The following is a 17,326-nucleotide window of genomic DNA, read 5'->3' on the forward strand; positions in this document are numbered from 1 at the left end:
AGGCCAAACTTTGTTTATTTAGCCTATTTTTATAAATGCTGTTGGTATACTTCAAGTGCTTGGCTTAAGTCATTAATTAAATCATCAATGTCTTCAAGGCCAATATGCAAGCGAATAACAGGGCCTAAATCCCAACCAGTGTTCGAACGTAAACCTTTCATGGTCAAATTGGCGGTGACTAAACTTTCAAAGCCGCCCCACGAAAAGCCCATTTTAATGTGCTCAAGGCTATCTAAAAACGCATCAATGGCTTTTTGGTTACCGGTTTTCATTACAAATGAAAACAATCCATTGCTGCCATCAAAGTCGCGCTTAAAAAATTCATGCCCAGGGCAGCTTGCAAATGCAGGATGGCGAATATGATCAACTAACTCATGTTGCTCAAGCCATTTTGCCACCTCTATAGCCGCCTTTTCGTGCTGATTTAAACGCACTGCCATAGTACGTAAACCTCTAAGCGCTAAATAGGCATCATCTGCGCTGGTGCATTGCCCCAATAAGTACGACTGCTCACGCAGGGTTGGCCAGTACTTTTTATTTGCCACTGCTACACCCATCATTACATCAGAGTGGCCAACAATATACTTAGTTGCTGCTTGAATACTAATATCTACACCGTGTTCAAGTGGGCGGTAATGCAAGCCATTGCCGTAGGTGTTATCAAGCATGGTCATAATATTATGCTCATTGGCTACTTTTACCATGGCAGGTACATCTTGTATTTCCATGGTTATAGAGCCAGGCGATTCTAAAAACAGCACTTTTGTGTTTGGCTGAATATACGCCTCAATACCTGCGCCAATTGTAGGTGGGTAATAAGTGGTGGTAACACCTAGCCCCGCTAAAATTTTATCGCAAAAATCACGCGTAGGTTCATACACGTTATCAACCATTAAAATATGATCGCCTGCCTTTACAAACGACAATAACGCTTGGCTTATTGCCGCAGCGCCGCATGGGTAAAGTGTGCAGCCTTCGCCGCCTTCAAGCTCGGTTATTGCCTCTTGCAGTGCAAAATGTGTAGTTGTGCCACGGCGGCCATAAAATAATGTTTTATCACCGCGGGTTTTAGCGGCCTCTTTTAATTCGGCCACGCTGTCAAATACAATTGTAGAAGCACGCTGTACTACGGGGTTTACCACACCATGGGTGTAGGCTTTTTTACGCCCCGTTGATACTAACTGGGTATTTTTATTTTTGCTTGTCGACATTACCAATCCTTAAGCCTTATTTGAAAGCCATTGTTCAATTAAAAAACGCGAAATTGAATCGACCCGAGGGAGTTTATAATGATCGCCTTCATCGCCCATATTGCCAAACGCCTTAACTTCTTCGCGCGTAAACCATTTGGCATCGTCTAATTCGTCTTTATCTACGTTTATTTGCTCAGTTTTAGCCTGAGCAATAAAACCCAACATAATAGAGGAAGGAAATGGCCAAGGTTGCGAGGCAATATAACGTACATTATCAACGTCAATGCCTGCTTCTTCTTTAACTTCGCGCGCTACAGCTTGCTCTAGTGTTTCACCTGGGTCTACAAAGCCCGCCAATGACGAATACATACCTTGTTGCCATATTGCTTGGCGACCCAATAAACAACGCTCTATTCCATCTTCAAATACTTTAGTAACCACCATAATTACTGCAGGGTCAGTGCGTGGAAATGTAGGGTGCTTGCAGTGCTCGTTTTCACATAGGCGTGAATGCCCTGCCTCTACTAATGTATTTTTACTGCCACAACGCCCACAAAAACTATGCGTTGCATGCCAATAACATAAGCCACGTGCAAGTGCGGCTATAGAGCCATCTTGTATATCAACGTGAGGGCCATATTGGCGTATATCAAAAAACTGTGCGTCGCCTATAACGCACTTGAGTTCGTCATCGTGTATGGCTGAAACATCTAACGCAAACACACCCTGTTGCTCGGTATTTGAGCCTAAATAAATAGCGTTTGATAAATCTAAATGGGCAATTTGCGGATACGTTAAGTAGCACACTTGAGCTGCGTCTTTATAAAACAAAGTGTGGTTATTATTCACCAAAAGCCACTTACTTTGTGCCGACATTTGTGCGTTTAACCACGCCGCGTTTTTACGAAAATTAGACCCGCGGTCTAATGGCATGTCGCTGTAATAAAGCATGTGAGTCCTCAATAACATGGTATGGCGTAAAATTACCATAACCGCTGAGTAAACCCAATTTATTACAGCAATAAAAAAAGCCTATATTAGCTATATAGGCTCTTTATTAAAAACTCTCATGTTGCAGGCACTTAGCCGCTATATTTTATGCTTTAGAGTAGCAAGCTATCATCAATTAAATGAAACTGTTCTGCACTTTGTTTTAGCACCTCAGCGGTTAACTTATCGGCGCCGTACACATCGCACGGTACATTGTATTGATTTTTTAAATGCCCTAGCAATAACGCAAAGTCGCCATCACCAGAGAGCAAAATAACTTTATCGAGGTTTTTGCCTTGCTCTAGCATATCTATCGTTATGCCTACATCCCAATCCCCTTTTGCGCTGCCGTCGCGGCGCTGAATAAACGGCTTTAGTTTTACCTCAAAGCCAATAGCACGCAAAATATTTTGAAACTGGTTTTGTTTTTCATCACCGCGGTGAATGGCATACGCAAATGCACAATCTATAGAATACTGCTGCTTCATGTGCGCCCAAAATGCATTGTAATCAAAGTTTTTACGGTAACTTTCGCGGCACGTGTAATAAATGTTTTGTACATCAACAAAAATACCGACACGTGGCTTACTGATTTGCTGATCGTTTTGTAAAGTCATTTGTTTCCTTAAGTGCTCACAGCTCAGCGCAGCTGAAAAAAAAACGCCATTAACGAGTGAACCTTGCAATTTTGTTTTAAGTAACCTAAATTGGTTACTTAACTAAATGTAACCAAATTTGGTTACCTGATTCTATGTAACTGCATTAAGTTACTTTTTGGATTTTTATGATTGGTGTGATCAGCGGCGATATTATTAAATCGCAAAAAATACCTAAGCAGCAATACGATGCCATGCTTTATCAGCTAGAGCAAAGTTTGCGTGCAATTAGTAATAATACCTCACTGTGGACCATATACCGAGGTGATGCTTTTCAGTTGCAAATAAATCAAAGCGAGCAGTTAATTAAAACCGCTATTATCATTTATTTGCATTTAAAGTCGGCAGGTTACGAGCTACGCCAAAGTATGGCCTTAGGTGAGGTAGACAACCCACGCAGCGATATAAAAACAGCCACCGGCTCGGCCTTTGTGCTCTCAGGGCAAGGCCTTGATAAAATAGCCAATCAGCGCTTTACCTTACAGATAGCAGAGCACACCCTAGATGAAGGCTTTAGTCTTAACCTTGCCTTTGTTGATACCTTGCTTAGCAAAATAACGCAAAAACAAGCCAATGCGCTTTACGTGTATTTAACCCAAGCCGATAACAGCCATGCAGCACTGGCAAAAGAGCTTAGCACCAGTCGCGAAAATGTCACTAAATTGCTTAACTTAGCAAATTATCAGCTAATAGAGCGATTTATAGTGCACGCTAAACAGGTCATAACAACGATTGCAAAAGGAAGTGAGTAATGGGGTTTTCGTTATTATTAGCGGCATTAATTATAGGCCACCTAGTCAGTGACTTTTTTTTACAACCAATGAGCTGGGTAAACGATAGAAACACCCACCACTTTAAAGCTAAAAAGCTCTACCTGCATGTATTAGTACACGGTGTGGTTAGCGCCGTTATTTTAGCGCTTTGGGAATATAGCTATGGCTGGCAACAACTAAGCACCGTGTTACTTTCAACAGCTGCAATTATGCTTAGCCACTACCTAATAGATATTGCTAAGTCGTATTCTAACAAAGGGGTTGTGCCCTTTTTACTCGACCAAATAGCGCATATAGCCGTAATAATAGCGCTGTGTATTTATATAACTGATAACCAAAGTTTAATCGCGTACGTAAGCGCACTTGCCACAAACCCTAAAGTGCTTTGGGTTGTATGCGGATATTTAATTATATTAAGCCCAAGTGCCGTATTTATAAGAATGATGCTTGAAAGGCTCACCGCTAACTTTTCAAGTGAGGGCAGCTTACCGTTGGCCGGACAAAGCATTGGCATGATAGAGCGAGTACTTATACTCAGCTTTATATTACTTGATCAATTTGCGGGGCTTGGCTTTTTGCTAGCTGCCAAGTCGGTATTTAGGTTTGGCGATTTAAGTGCCAGTAAAGATAAAAAGCTCACCGAGTACGTTATGCTAGGCACCTTACTAAGCGTTAGCGTCACCTTGTTTGTAGGTTTAGGCGTTAATTCGTTGATCAGGTAAGTATAAATTACAGATAATAAAAAACGCGCTACTTCTATTAAAAGGTAGCGCGTTTTTTTGTATTGGCGTTTAATTAAAGGCCAATACAATCTTTAATAATCATTAATCGTTATTTGGGCGACGACGGCGCTGGCCATTACCACCTACCGATTGGCGTTTTGCCCATGGGCTTTGTGCGTTGTCATCAGTTTTCGCTGCTGGTTTTTTAGAACCACCACGACGAGGGCCGGTACCGCTTCCCCCATTGTTTGGTTTTTTGCTGTTCGGCTTATCAGACTTAGGCTTGTTAAACGGCTGCTTTGCTTTTTTAGGCTTTTTAGGTTTAATTGGGCGAGCATCTAATGCGCGCTCAGGTACTGGGCTAGTTGGTTCAAATCCAGGCTCTTCAGCGCGAGGGATTAGCTCACCAATAAAACGTTCAATACCGTATAAATCAGCGGCGTCATCGGCTGTTACAAACGAAATAGCATGCCCTGATGCACCAGCACGACCGGTACGGCCAATACGGTGAACGTAATCTTCGTATACGTTTGGTAAGTCGTAGTTAACCACATGCGGAAGCTCAACAATATCAAGGCCACGTGCCACAATATCAGTGGCTACAAGTACGCGTACTTCACCACTTTTAAAGCCATCAAGCGCTTTAACACGAGCGCCTTGTGATTTATTACCATGAATAGCGGCGCCTACTATGTCGTCGCGCTCAAGCTGTTTAACTAAACGGTTTGCTCCGTGCTTGGTACGGCTAAACACTAATACTTGTTGCCAATCGTTGCTACGAATTAAATGGCTAAGTAATGCGGTTTTACGCGATTTATCAACAGCGTAAACGCTTTGCGTTACGCTTTTAGCAGTGGTGTTTTTTGCCGCAACTGATATTTCAACAGGGTCGTTAATTAACCCTTTTGCTAATGCACGTATATCATCTGAAAACGTTGCCGAAAACATTAAGTTTTGGCGTTTAGGCGGCATTTTAGCAATCAGGCGTTTAATGTCGTGAATAAAGCCCATATCAAGCATGCGGTCGGCTTCATCAAGTACCAGCACTTCAACATTATCAAACTTAACCGCGTTTTGATTGTGTAAATCGATTAAACGCCCAGGCGTGGCCACTAAAATATCAACCCCTTTACGAAGGCGCTGCATTTGTGGGTTTATTTTTACGCCGCCGTACACTACAAACGAACTTACATCAGAGTGCTTAGCGTATTCTTCAACGTTTTCGCTTACCTGCAAAGCCAGCTCACGCGTGGGCGCTAAAATAAGGGCACGTACGTGGTTACTTTTTGCTTTACTGCCTTTAGATAGCAGCTCAATTAGCGGTAAAGTAAAACCGGCGGTTTTACCTGTGCCTGTTTGTGCAGCCGCCATCACATCGCGACGTTCAATAATTGCAGGAATTGCTTGAGCCTGAATAGGCGTTGGCGTTTCATAGCCCTTTTCTAAAACCGCGTTAACTAAAGACTGTGATAAACCTAAACCATCAAAACTCATAAAATCTCTCAATAAAATAAAGGCCAAACCGGCCAAGGGCGCATTATACGCAACTAACTTAGAAATGCATGGAAATATTCACTTAGCAAATTAAGTGCTAACCTTAGAGTAGCTAATAACAATACAAATCAACGCTATGACATTAAAAACTAAAGCAAACCAAATAACACTTAAGCAATGCCTAGAAAGTATAGATTCAAAGCGTATTGAAGACACACAAACCTTACTAACCCTGTTTGAAAAAGTCACAGGGGCAAAGCCTGTTGTATGGGGTAAAGATATTATAGGGTTTGACCAATACAGCTATAAGTACGACTCCGGCCGCACAGGTGAATGGCCAATCACAGGATTTTCACCACGCAAAACTAAGCTTTCTATTTATATTATGCCTGGCTTTGATCACCCCAAAATAGCGGCATTATTAAATAAGCTTGGTAAACATAGCCTAGGTAAAAGCTGTTTGTACGTGACAAAATTGGAAAATATCGATTTAGCTATACTTGAGCAAATAATTGCTGAGTCGGTTTTAATAATGAAACAAACTTACCCAAAAAATTAATACCAATCCGCTTAATTAAGTGATCTATTTTGAGAATAGATAAACGTGTTGATAGCTAGACAATAAATTCGTTATTTAGTTGTTCTCGGCAATTGCTCCTGCATTGCTCTACCTTCTGCATCTATATAGTCATAAATGAGAATTTTTTAACGCAGATAGCGACACGTTTAGCCCCTAAAAATGATTCAACATTATTGCGGATTGGTATAACCTTGCTTAAAAACAACAAAAGCGGCTAAAAGCCGCTTTTGGTTTATATTTAACTCAATAAATATAACGTTATTTAACACCTAGCTCGCGTAATCGCTCTTGTAGGTAGCTGTCTGCAGTGTAACGCTCAGAAAGCACAACATCAGGACGTGGGTGTAAAAACAGCGGTAAAGAAATACGCGACTTAGTCGACGCTTTACCCGTTGGGTTAATTACACGGTGAATAGTCGATGGGAAGTACCCGCCCGACGCTTCTTGTAACATGTCACCAATATTAATAATTAAGCTACCAAAGTCACATGGCACATCTAACCAACCGCCATCAGTTTTTTGAACTTGCAGACCTGGCTCGTTCGATGCAGGTAACACAGTTAATAAGTTAATGTCACCATGTGCTGCAGCGCGAATTGCACCTGGCTCTTCATCACCTGTCATTGGCGGGTAATGTAAAATGCGTAACAATGTTTGCTCAGAATCAGCAATCATGTCTTTTAAATCGATAGAAAACTTAGCACGTACATCGGCTGGTGCCTCTGCTTGAACCCAGCTTAAAAGCGTTGCTGCAAATTCGTTAGCTAAGCGGTAGTACTCACGTACGTCGGCTTCAAGCTCAGCAGGCACGCGACCTTTAGGGTAAACATGAAAGTACTCTTTAATGTCTTTTACTGTAAAGCCTTTAGCTACCTCAGATACAGAAGGCGGGAAATAACCGTCTTGCGTTTCTTTAGAAAATAAAAAGTCGTGCTTTTGCTCTGAATTAAAAAAGTCTTGCCATTTTTCGTAAATAGACTCAACTAAAGATTGCGGGATTGGGTGATTTTTTAATACACCAAAACCGGTGTTTCTTAACGATTCAACAAAGTGAGCAGCCGCATCGGGAGCTTTATAATCAACAGTAGGTAATTGCATTGTACGTTCCAGTGAATAGGTTGTTAGAAGTGAGCTGCTTTAAAATATAGCTAATTAGCCAATATAAAGTAGCAAAACCTTCATTATAGCGCTGTGCGAGGATAGACAAACCACCCAAAAAACATAAGGACAAATGTCCTCACGATGAAATAGTAAGCAGTTTACTTGATCAAGATCAAAGCATAATAAACATTGAAATTACACTAGTTAGTGCTTATATCTTATCTATTATTGTAACGTATTTTAATGAAACACTAAGGCTCTTCTATGCGACAAAAAGTATCTTTTAAAAGCGGCGATTTAGAACTTGCAGGCCAGCTTGAACGCCCAGCCGGCGATGTAAAGTTTTATGCTTTATTTGCACACTGCTTTACCTGTGGTAAAGATATTGCTGCCGCTACGCGCATAAGCCGCGCCCTTACACAACAGGGTATTGCCGTACTGCGCTTTGACTTTACCGGCCTTGGCAATAGCGACGGCGACTTTGCAAACAGTAACTTCTCATCAAATATTCAAGATTTAGTGGCCGCAGCCGATCACCTGCGTACTTACTTTGATGCGCCGCAGTTATTAATTGGCCACAGCTTAGGTGGCGCTGCCGTACTGGCTGCTGCAGAGCATATTCCTGAGGTATCGGCTATTACAACAATTGGCGCTCCTTCAGATGCACAACACGTTGCACATAACTTTGAAGCCCATTTAGACGAAATAAACGCCGCAGGTGAAGCTAAAGTTAGCTTAGCTGGGCGCGAATTTACCATAAAAAAACAATTTGTAGAGGACATAGCAAAGTACGACCGTAGCCATATAGGTAAATTAAAACGCGCACTTTTAGTTATGCACTCCCCTGTTGATGCCACGGTTAATATTTCAGAAGCCGAGAAAATTTATGCATCAGCCAAACACCCAAAAAGCTTTATTAGCCTCGATAACGCCGACCACTTACTGAGTAATAAAAACGATGCCGAGTACGCTGCTACGCTTATTGCTAATTGGGCAAACCGCTACGTTAAATATGAGCAAAGCAACTACAGCGCAAAATTAGAAAACGGCAAAGTACTGGTTGAAGAAAAAGATCATATATTTACTCAGCACGTAAGTACTAAAGATCATACATGGCTTGCCGATGAGCCATTAAAAGTAGGTGGCAGTAATTTAGGCCCCGATCCTTACGACCATATACTCGCAGGCCTAGGCGCGTGTACCTCAATGACACTGCGTATGTATGCAACCTTAAAAAAGCTGCCGCTTGATCATATAAAAGTAGAGCTTGAACACACCCGCGACTATTACAAAGATTGCGACAACGGCGAATGTACCCAAAACCTAGAGGCCATTACCCGTAAAATTACCCTACGCGGCGACTTAACCGAAGCACAGCGCCAGCGTCTGCTAGAAATAGCCGACAAATGCCCAGTGCATAAAACCCTACATAACAGCCCAATTGTAGTAAGTGAATTAGTTGAGTAACTAAAACAAAAATAGCGCAGCTGTGGCTGCGCTATTTTAGATGTTCAATAAAGCAATCTCACAATCTGAGATAAAATATAGAGGTTGAATAATAGGTACAGTTCTAATAGTTTGTTAGTTAAATTATACAAACAAAACAGGTATCGAGTTAACTTTATCTGAGCTAAAACAAATTGAATTGGCTATGCTAATTATCCCAAAAGCATTAACAACTTTTATTAATATATTGCACAACCCTGCTAACTTAGATAAAAAGAAAAAAGAAAAATTCGAATCAATTATGAAACAATATGGTTTTGTTAATTCAATTAATTTTGAAGCAACACGAACATTTTTAATCCGCCAAGCGCGTAAAGTAATAAACCTTATCGGCTCCATGCTTTTAAATCCTCATAAGCTTTATAAATGCGCAGGGTTTGGCGATGCTACTTATTATGACAGATATGGAATTATAGGGTTTGGTAAGAGCTTTTTTTAGCGTAGGTACTGATAGAAAAGTAGATACTATTGTTCATGAGTTTAGTCACGCAGTTTGGACTTCTGAAGATACAGCATATAACGCGAGAACTGCTATAAAGGATCTTAATTTCATCGCTCAAAAGGCACAGATTTATCAAACTAATGAAGACAGAGATATATTGCTATATTCGGCATATCTTTTTGAAAATGCAGTGCGAACAGCCCAATGAAAACTTTGATCAATATTATATTTCTTTTAATTAGTTACTCTACTTTTGCCAACTCTGAAGAAGTTATCGAAGGTCCTATTGCTGCATCTTCTTATACATTTTGTCATATAGATACTAAATGTATAACTAGTATAAGGTTGGCAAATACTTCGCCTTATCAAGTTAAATTAAGCTCTCTTGCTTTCAATGAACAAGGTATCGACTTAAACTCAATGTTCATATATGAAGTGGATGAATACTTCTCAATAAGAGCAGAAAACCCCAATGCAAAGGTCCCTGAACAACCTATACAAGGGCGCCGGCGTGCACACAAAAAATTATCCTCGATAGAGTTCGAACCGCTTGAAGTAAAGTTTATTGAGCTAAAAGGCATGGAAGAGAGGTTTGCTTTAAACCCCGAAAAAAAATACTTAGTGAGTACAATTACACCGTTCGTCAACTTGTACATTAACGGTAAGTTTGTTGATATCATTACCATAAGAACGAAATATTCACTCCTAGCTATTCCTACAAAAGATATGGAAATAAAGGAACGGCCAATAAAACAGTTTGCTACGCCGCAAGGGTAACCTGCAATAATATACATACTTTGTTTAATGCCACTCAAAATTCTGCGTCAGCTTAAACCTTTATATATCAAGCCAGCTTAAAGTTGGCTTGATTATATATCTTGGCTAATTATCTAAAAACGCCCCTACTTCTTTACTCATTCTCTGTACCAGCCATTTTGGCCCGCCGTCGTGCATATCGTTATGGCGCGACTTTTCTATCTTTATTTGGCTAACAGGGAACTCTTTAAGCTCTGTATCGTTTAATAGCACGTTAGCATCAGCTGGGTAATCACTACCGCGCAGTGTCAGTACGCGTATATTTTTATTACGTGGGATCAACATGCGGCGGTGATCAAGTGTCACTATTTGGCTTACTTCCCCTGGATAAATTGAAGCGTATAAAGCTGATATATCACCGCCGTTAGAGTGGCCAAATAAAGTGAGTTTAGTAAAATCATACGCTGGGTATTTACTCGATAACTCATTAACTAAAAACTTAAGCGTTACCACACCGCGATGCCAGTTTTCCATGCGGGTGGTTAAATAAGGCTGTATGCGATTAAGCGAGGGGTCGGTTTTTAGCTCATGCGCGACTGCAATGCTTAAATAACCCTGTGCATTAAATAGCTTACTCGCAAACGTGTAGTCATTGTGGCTAATGCCGTAGCCTGCATTTACAAATGCTACAGGGCACTTTGCGTGTACGCTGCATTGATTACTCTCATTGGGGTATGTGATATTTATAGGGATGGTCCGATTGCGGCTTTGATCCACTATTACATCGTCATTAGCAAAGCTTAATGGTGATATTAAACTCGCGCTTAGGCTAAATGCACTTACTTTTAGTAACTTTTTTATTGTTTTATGCATGTTGTACTTATATAAATTATTGTTTTTAAATAAAAATAACTTTTACTATAAAGGTTAGCGCGCGCCATTGCTAATGTATGCGATAATACGGGTATTATTTTTAGTTAATTTAGAAAAGTACCCCATGAAATCATACAGCACTATTGAACAACGTATCGACATTTTGCAAAGTCGAATAGAAGCCTATAAAGAAGAAATTGCCGTGTTACAGGCCGAGCCAAAAAGTAACAACGAGCGTATTATTTTTAAATTTATTGAAACAGGCAGCACAGGTAAAACAAAAGACTTTGTGCGCGAACTTGGTATTAAGTCGCCGCGCGATAGCTTATATTCATCAGGCGATGTAACCAAATTAATCAAAGACGGCGCTGATGACATCACCCCTGCACTGCTTGAAATTGCCCGCACATTGGCAAACGCACGTAATAAAAATGGCCCTAGCTGTTAATACCAAGCTACAGGCCACTGTTTAATCTTATTAAAGGTTATTCATTGTTTAGAGGCTTGCAATATGCAGCTTCTAAACGCTCCTCACATATTAATCGCAAAGCTCAATATTAAGGCTTGTCAGTAAATTAAGAGCTTCAAAGCGCTCAAACTTAGCACCCGCTAACGCATTACTGTTTAAATCTATATTAAATTCTGTAGCCCCTACAAAGTCACACTCAGTTAAAGTGGTTTGAAAAAACTCACTATCGCGAAAATTACTCCCTGTAAATGTACTTTGCTTTAAATTGGCATGTCTAAAATCAACATTTTTTGCAAAGCAGTGAATTAATTTTAGTGATTTTAAAGTTAATTCATAAAAAGAGCAGTTACTAAGCTCACAGCTATTAAAGCTCACCGGCGCATCAATACTTAGGGCTCCCCAATCAGCATTGCTCCATTGCACGCTGTTTAACTTACAATGGCTAAAGCTTACATTTTCAAGCGAGCTGTATCCCCATTCAATGCTCGATAAATTGCAATGCTCAAAGCTGCACTCTATAAATCGACACGTTTTAAATTGCCCCTGAGATAAGTCGCAATCTATAAACGTACATGCTTCAAACTCTGTGTTTTCGAGTGTGTGTTTTGCTAGCTGTAAGGCACTAAATTGCTGATCGCAATAATAGCTATTATTAGAAATTGGCACTGTGACTACGTGTCCGTATTTAGGGTTGCTTAATGGGCATAAGGGCTGGTTTTTGGCAAGTCTTGTTTAAGCGCTAATAAGGCGATAAAAATTAAGCCAAAGAGCGGAAATACCGCTAAGCATCCGCCCACAAAAGCTAAAACGCCCGGCATGGTGCTTTTGCGTTTACCTATTTTATAGCTAATCAGCGCAAAAATTGGAATGCAAAACAAAATAAAAAAAGCTAAAAATTCACCAAATAATGTGAGATTAAACGACATAAGAACTCCCTCTCTATTGAATAATATTTGATACCAAGCAACTTGAATATTTAACTATTCTAGCGTGCTAAATAGACTAATAACTTAACACGATTGGTATGAACTGGTTTAAATTTAACCATAAAAAAACCCCTAGGCATACTCCTAAGGGTTTTTAAATCTAGCTAAGCGCATTTGTTGCGCGCGGTATTACTCTTCGCTAGGAATTGCTTTTTCTACCACACTGATTGCAAGCTCAGTTAACGAGTCGCTATTAGCTTTGCTAGGTGCATCGGTTAATAAGCACGATGCTTGAGTGGTTTTAGGGAACGCAATAACGTCACGAATGTTATCGGTACCACATAAAAGCATAACTAAACGGTCAAGACCAAAGGCTAAACCAGCATGTGGTGGTGTGCCGTATTTAAGGGCATCAAGTAAAAAGCCAAACTTGTCTTGTTGCTCTTGCGCATCAATACCTAAAATTCTAAATGCTGCTTCTTGCATATCAGCATTATGAATACGTACCGAACCGCCACCTACTTCGTAGCCGTTTAATACCATGTCGTAAGCATCTGAAATAGCCGCGGCAGGGTTTGCTTCAAGCTCTTCTGCGCTAATATCTTTTGGTGCTGTGAATGGATGATGCACAGCATGTAACGTGCCTTCGTCATCTTCTTCAAACATTGGGAAGTCAACAACCCAAAGTGGCGCCCAGCTATCAAGGTTAGTGATTTCTAAATCAACACCAATCTTCAAGCGAAGCGCGCCCATTGCTTCGTTTACAACGTTGCGTTTATCGGCACCAAATAAAATAATGTCGCCCGTTTGTGCGTTAGTACGCTCAAGTAACTGGGTAATTACCTCTTCGTTTAAAAACTTAGCAACTGGAGATTGAACGCCTTCAGCGCCTGCATCACGGTCGTTTACTTTCATCCACGCCATACCTTTAGCGCCGTAAATGCCAATAAACTTAGTGTAATCGTCAAGTTGCTTACGCGAAAGCTTAGCGCCACCCGGTACTGTTAATACAGCAACGCGGCCTTTTTCGTCATTAGCTGGACCTGAAAACACGTTAAACTCTACGTCTTTTACTAAATCAGCTACATCAACAAGCTTCATTGGGTTACGTAAGTCTGGCTTATCAGAACCATAAAGGCTCATTGCTTCGCTGTAAGGCATAATTGGGAAATCGCCTAAATCAACGTTTAATAATGATTGCCACATTTCACGGATCATTTTTTCAGTCATACCACGTACTTGATCAGAGCTCATGAACGAGGTTTCTAAATCTATTTGGGTAAATTCAGGTTGGCGATCGGCACGTAAATCTTCATCACGGAAACATTTAACAATTTGGTAGTAACGGTCAAAACCCGACATCATCAACAATTGCTTAAACAACTGTGGCGACTGTGGTAATGCGTAAAAGCTACCTTTATGAACACGGCTTGGTACTAAGTAATCGCGTGCACCTTCTGGTGTTGCTTTTGTAAGTACAGGTGTTTCAATGTCTAAAAAGCCATTGTCATCTAAAAAGCGACGAACAAAGCTGCTTGCTTTAGCGCGCAGTTTAATACGGTCGCTCATTTCAAGGCGACGTAAATCTAAGTAGCGGTACTTTAAGCGGCGCTCTTCAGAATTGGTTTGATTAAAATCAAGCGGTAGCGGCTCAGAGCGATTAATAATAGTTAGCTCAGTACCTAAAATTTCTACTTCACCTGTTGCCATGTCTTTATTTACTTGGCTTTCTGGGCGCGCACGTACAACCCCTTTTAACTGCACACAAAACTCTTGGCGAAGTTTGTTAGCGTTATCCATTAATCCTTCAACCTCTGGATCGAATACAACTTGTACTAACCCTTCTCTATCGCGTAAATCGACAAAGATAAGTCCACCAAGGTCACGTCGTTTGTTGATCCAGCCACATAGTTCAACTTCTTGATCTACGTGAGTTTTATTTAGCTGTCCGCAATATATAGAGCGCATAGTTTTCCTGTCAGATAAAAGGCTTAAACGGTTATATTTATTTGTTTTAAGGCGTGTGATTTAAAAAACTGGTCACTACAATACAAATAAAGCCGCTAGCAATCTAAAAATAATCAAATTAAGCCCTGCATTATACCCAAGTAGTATCAAGATGCTAGGGCGTGTTGAACGTTGGTGGTTGAATTTGCAGCAGTATGTTTGGCTTTTAGGTAAGGCAGAGTCTATGTAGTGTGGTTATTCCCCATAAAAAGGCGATAACGCAGCATAAATGCCAAACATGCGCTGCCCTTTGGGTTCTTTCTAGGGACGATTAACTCTTTGTTGCCTACATGGATGTAGGTAAGGGGCGTGAGCAGGACGCGGAAGCTTTGCTCGATTTTTACTTATTCTTACAGGGATGTAAGTCATTAGAATAACGCAGGAGCAGTTATCGAGCCCACTAGGTTACAAACCTCGCGCCGCGATTTAATCGCCCCTAGATTGAACAAATTTCAATCTACAAAGATCAACACGCCCTAGAGCGTGTGTTTAGCTTTGTAATGTTAATTTGCAGCAAGCACCGTATGTATTTGGTACACTTACGCCACGAAGTCATTAAGCCACCCTTTTTATGTTATATATTGGATGCCCTCAGTGGTCGAGCAGCGCCTGGAAAGGCAATTTATTTACCCGCCAATGTAAAAATGCCGATATGCTAAGCCAATATGCCCAGCATTTTAATTCAGTTGAAGGCAATACCAGCTTTTACGCAGACCCAGCGCCAAGCACTGTTTTACGCTGGGCTCAAAGCGTACCCGAGGACTTTAAATTCACGTTTAAGTTTCATCGTCGCTTTAGCCACGAGCTTGCGCTTAGTAATGTTCAAACAGAACTTAATGACTGGCTTACGTTATTTGCCCCAATACTTGAAAAAACAGGGCAAATAATGCTGCAATTACCCAAAGCGTTTGGTCCAAGCGATTTACCTAAATTAACGCAATTTATTAGCTTGCTCCCCAAAGAGCTAAATTACGGCGTAGAAGTACGCCATAGTGGTTTTTTTAAAAAAGGTGAGGCCGAAATTGCCCTTAATCAGCTATTAATGGCAAATAATATAAACCGTATTTCTATGGATACCCGTGCGCTTTTTGCAGTAAAGCCCACCACCGAGGCTTTAATAGATGCACAACAAAAAAAGCCCCACTTACCGGTACATGCAATAGCTACTGGCTCGCAGCCGATGGCACGCTTTGTAATAGCCGATTTACAAAACGACTATAAACCCTTTTATAAACCGTGGCTCAATAAAGTAAAACAATGGCTTGATGAGGGTAAATCCCCGTATGTGTTTTTTCATACTGCTGATAACCGTGAATCTCCACTCCTTGCTAGGCAGTTTTGTGAAGACTTAGGGTATAATCACCCAGTATTAAATCCATTCAGCGGCGAAAAAGAAGCCCACCAGCCAACGCTTTTTTAAATAGAGAATAAAAATGAGTGAATACGCACGTTACTTTACCGGCTACCCAGCTAACATTGTTGAGCAAGTATTAAGCCTTATAAATAACAACAAGGTATGTGACTACTTACTTAAAAAATACCCACATGCGCACACCATCACCACCGACAAACTACTTTACAGCTACGCCACTGATTTAAAAAAGCAGTATTTAAAAAACGCCCCACCGTTTGGACGCGCTGCATTTAAAAAACAAGGTGATATGGTCACCAATGCACTCGGTACTCACACCTATCGCATGCAGGGTAAAACCCGTAAACACGATTTAGCCATAAACAGTGATTTACTGCGCGCACCCGAGCCACTGTTAAAAGCACTAGTCGTACACGAACTCGCCCACTTTAAAGAAAAAGATCACAATAAAAGCTTTTATAAACTGTGCTGCCACATGGAGCCGCAATACCATCAGTTAGAGTTAGATTTACGGATTTTTTGTGTGGTGGTGGCAATGGGAGAGAATCCTTATTCATGAACGGTCAGCGGTCAGCGGTCAGCGGTCAGCGGTCAGCGAAAAATAAATACAACCTAACTCGTAATCAAAGTTCTCAATAAAAAACGCGATTTAAAATCGCGTTCTCTTTAGTAACTTTTCTACTGACCGCTGATAGCTTAAAACTGACAGCTTAAAACTGACAGCTCAAAAGCACGTTGGGTTTCGCTTCGCTCAACCCAACCTACATTACAGCCCTAGCTCAGCCATAAAGTCATCATCGGCATCATCTTGTTCTGCTTCTTTTGACTTAGCTTTTGCTTTTTCAGCCTTTTGCTTAGCTTCGTTTTCGATAATGTCATCAGGGTCTATCGCTTCTACAATGTCAAAGTCATGTAGTTTAATAAACTCTGTTTTATCCATTGCCAGCTCTAGGTAAAAGATATTTTGGTTGCGCGTAGTAAAGGTTACGCGGCGTGCTTGTGGACGATCCATGGTGGTATCAACCGATATTTGCACCTGTTTATTAATTGCCATCATTTTTGGCTGGTTTTGCGTAATAGAGGTATGTAACTGCTCACGCACTTTAGAAGTGAAGTCACCAACAATTTGATTCATCAGCTCGCCCATTATATTTGAAACGTCATCTGATAAATGACTGTGGGCAATTTCTTCTTCAGGCATGCCCATATTGCGCATGTAATCGCCGTAAATTTCCATTGCCGCTTGCGCTGTAAAATTAGTGACTACCAGACCTGTAAAGCCACCATCAAATAATACAAAACAGCCAATGTCTGGACGCATACAGGTGCGCGTTATTTTTTGCACCATAGCCGAGTAGCTAATTTCGTTACCACTGGCTGATGACAGAACACCCGTCACTGAATGACATAGGGTTGCTAATATATCGTCTGTGCTAATTACCTTACTTTTGCTCATTTAACGTTCT

The 17,326-nt window shown here is 40.9% G+C and carries 19 protein-coding genes; 9 read left to right on the forward strand and 10 right to left on the reverse strand.

From position 1 onward, the window contains the following. Positions 1 to 29: 29 nt before the first annotated feature. The 3 genes from MSC25_RS19290 to MSC25_RS19300 form a co-directional block, all read right to left on the reverse strand. The gene (locus MSC25_RS19290; RefSeq protein WP_248444348.1) at positions 30 to 1,211 is read right to left on the reverse strand and encodes a cystathionine beta-lyase; all 1,182 of its coding nucleotides are present in this window, start codon (positions 1,209 to 1,211) and stop codon (positions 30 to 32) included. 9 nt (positions 1,212 to 1,220) lie between these two features. Beyond that, entirely contained in the window at positions 1,221 to 2,144 is a 924-nt protein-coding gene (gene nudC / locus MSC25_RS19295; RefSeq protein WP_096739842.1) for an NAD(+) diphosphatase, read from the reverse strand. Between the two features lie 152 nt (positions 2,145 to 2,296). Continuing rightward, positions 2,297 to 2,800 (reverse strand): NYN domain-containing protein, encoded by a 504-nt coding sequence (locus MSC25_RS19300; protein WP_004589523.1) that lies wholly within the window; start codon positions 2,798 to 2,800, stop codon positions 2,297 to 2,299. A 167-nt stretch (positions 2,801 to 2,967) separates the two neighbouring features. Here MSC25_RS19300 and MSC25_RS19305 point away from each other — a divergent pair, with 167 nt between their 5' ends. Next, positions 2,968 to 3,591, forward strand: coding sequence for a hypothetical protein (locus tag MSC25_RS19305; protein WP_248444349.1), 624 nt, complete (start codon positions 2,968 to 2,970; stop codon positions 3,589 to 3,591). Continuing rightward, complete coding sequence (locus tag MSC25_RS19310; protein WP_248444351.1) at positions 3,591 to 4,334, forward strand: DUF3307 domain-containing protein; 744 nt, start codon at positions 3,591 to 3,593, stop codon at positions 4,332 to 4,334. The genes MSC25_RS19305 and MSC25_RS19310 overlap by 1 nt, the downstream gene beginning before the upstream one ends. Positions 4,335 to 4,436: 102 nt before the next feature. On the opposite strand, the gene MSC25_RS19315 is transcribed toward MSC25_RS19310, so the two are convergent. After that, positions 4,437 to 5,828, reverse strand: coding sequence for a DEAD/DEAH box helicase (locus MSC25_RS19315; RefSeq protein WP_004589525.1), 1,392 nt, complete (start codon positions 5,826 to 5,828; stop codon positions 4,437 to 4,439). 136 nt (positions 5,829 to 5,964) lie between these two features. On the opposite strand from MSC25_RS19315, the gene MSC25_RS19320 reads away from it, so the two are divergent. Next, the gene (locus tag MSC25_RS19320) at positions 5,965 to 6,387 is read left to right on the forward strand and encodes a DUF1801 domain-containing protein (RefSeq protein WP_054983884.1); all 423 of its coding nucleotides are present in this window, start codon (positions 5,965 to 5,967) and stop codon (positions 6,385 to 6,387) included. Between the two features lie 279 nt (positions 6,388 to 6,666). Here the strand turns inward: MSC25_RS19320 and MSC25_RS19325 are convergent, their stop codons facing one another. Next, a complete protein-coding gene (locus MSC25_RS19325; RefSeq protein ID WP_004589526.1) occupies positions 6,667 to 7,506 on the reverse strand; it encodes a 2OG-Fe(II) oxygenase family protein in 840 nt (279 codons plus the stop codon). Between the two features lie 267 nt (positions 7,507 to 7,773). On the opposite strand from MSC25_RS19325, the gene MSC25_RS19330 reads away from it, so the two are divergent. From MSC25_RS19330 to MSC25_RS19340, 3 genes are all read left to right on the forward strand, one after another. Further along, positions 7,774 to 8,976, forward strand: a complete 1,203-nt coding sequence (locus MSC25_RS19330) for a bifunctional alpha/beta hydrolase/OsmC family protein (protein WP_064386443.1) — start codon at positions 7,774 to 7,776, stop codon at positions 8,974 to 8,976. A gap of 184 nt (positions 8,977 to 9,160) precedes the next feature. Beyond that, positions 9,161 to 9,454: a hypothetical protein gene (locus MSC25_RS19335; RefSeq protein ID WP_248444353.1), complete on the forward strand. Its 294-nt coding sequence runs from the start codon at positions 9,161 to 9,163 to the stop codon at positions 9,452 to 9,454. Positions 9,455 to 9,661: 207 nt separating this feature from the next. Next, a complete protein-coding gene (locus MSC25_RS19340) occupies positions 9,662 to 10,234 on the forward strand; it encodes a hypothetical protein (protein WP_248444355.1) in 573 nt (190 codons plus the stop codon). Positions 10,235 to 10,339: 105 nt separating this feature from the next. On the opposite strand, the gene MSC25_RS19345 is transcribed toward MSC25_RS19340, so the two are convergent. Then, positions 10,340 to 11,086, reverse strand: coding sequence for an alpha/beta hydrolase (locus tag MSC25_RS19345; RefSeq protein ID WP_248444357.1), 747 nt, complete (start codon positions 11,084 to 11,086; stop codon positions 10,340 to 10,342). A gap of 124 nt (positions 11,087 to 11,210) precedes the next feature. Here MSC25_RS19345 and MSC25_RS19350 point away from each other — a divergent pair, with 124 nt between their 5' ends. After that, positions 11,211 to 11,534, forward strand: a complete 324-nt coding sequence (locus MSC25_RS19350; RefSeq protein ID WP_004588950.1) for a hypothetical protein — start codon at positions 11,211 to 11,213, stop codon at positions 11,532 to 11,534. 90 nt (positions 11,535 to 11,624) lie between these two features. Here the strand turns inward: MSC25_RS19350 and MSC25_RS19355 are convergent, their stop codons facing one another. The 3 genes from MSC25_RS19355 to aspS form a co-directional block, all read right to left on the reverse strand. Next, positions 11,625 to 12,221: a pentapeptide repeat-containing protein gene (locus tag MSC25_RS19355; protein WP_096739849.1), complete on the reverse strand. Its 597-nt coding sequence runs from the start codon at positions 12,219 to 12,221 to the stop codon at positions 11,625 to 11,627. A 29-nt stretch (positions 12,222 to 12,250) separates the two neighbouring features. Next, positions 12,251 to 12,481: a hypothetical protein gene (locus MSC25_RS19360; protein ID WP_024033669.1), complete on the reverse strand. Its 231-nt coding sequence runs from the start codon at positions 12,479 to 12,481 to the stop codon at positions 12,251 to 12,253. Positions 12,482 to 12,670: 189 nt separating this feature from the next. Continuing rightward, complete coding sequence (gene aspS, locus MSC25_RS19365; RefSeq protein ID WP_029772588.1) at positions 12,671 to 14,449, reverse strand: aspartate--tRNA ligase; 1,779 nt, start codon at positions 14,447 to 14,449, stop codon at positions 12,671 to 12,673. 610 nt (positions 14,450 to 15,059) lie between these two features. Between aspS and MSC25_RS19370 the strand changes: the two genes are divergently transcribed. Both MSC25_RS19370 and MSC25_RS19375 read left to right on the forward strand, forming a co-directional pair. Then, positions 15,060 to 15,908 (forward strand): DUF72 domain-containing protein, encoded by an 849-nt coding sequence (locus MSC25_RS19370; RefSeq protein WP_096739850.1) that lies wholly within the window; start codon positions 15,060 to 15,062, stop codon positions 15,906 to 15,908. A gap of 13 nt (positions 15,909 to 15,921) precedes the next feature. Continuing rightward, complete coding sequence (locus MSC25_RS19375) at positions 15,922 to 16,419, forward strand: YgjP-like metallopeptidase domain-containing protein (protein WP_055255240.1); 498 nt, start codon at positions 15,922 to 15,924, stop codon at positions 16,417 to 16,419. Positions 16,420 to 16,626: 207 nt separating this feature from the next. On the opposite strand, the gene MSC25_RS19380 is transcribed toward MSC25_RS19375, so the two are convergent. Continuing rightward, a complete protein-coding gene (locus tag MSC25_RS19380) occupies positions 16,627 to 17,316 on the reverse strand; it encodes a DUF3334 family protein (protein ID WP_248444359.1) in 690 nt (229 codons plus the stop codon). Positions 17,317 to 17,326: the final 10 nt, after the last annotated feature.

Origin of the sequence: Pseudoalteromonas sp. 1CM17D (assembly GCF_023161805.1) — a bacterium.
In the GTDB taxonomy this organism is placed as follows: Bacteria; Pseudomonadota; Gammaproteobacteria; order Enterobacterales; family Alteromonadaceae; genus Pseudoalteromonas; species Pseudoalteromonas atlantica.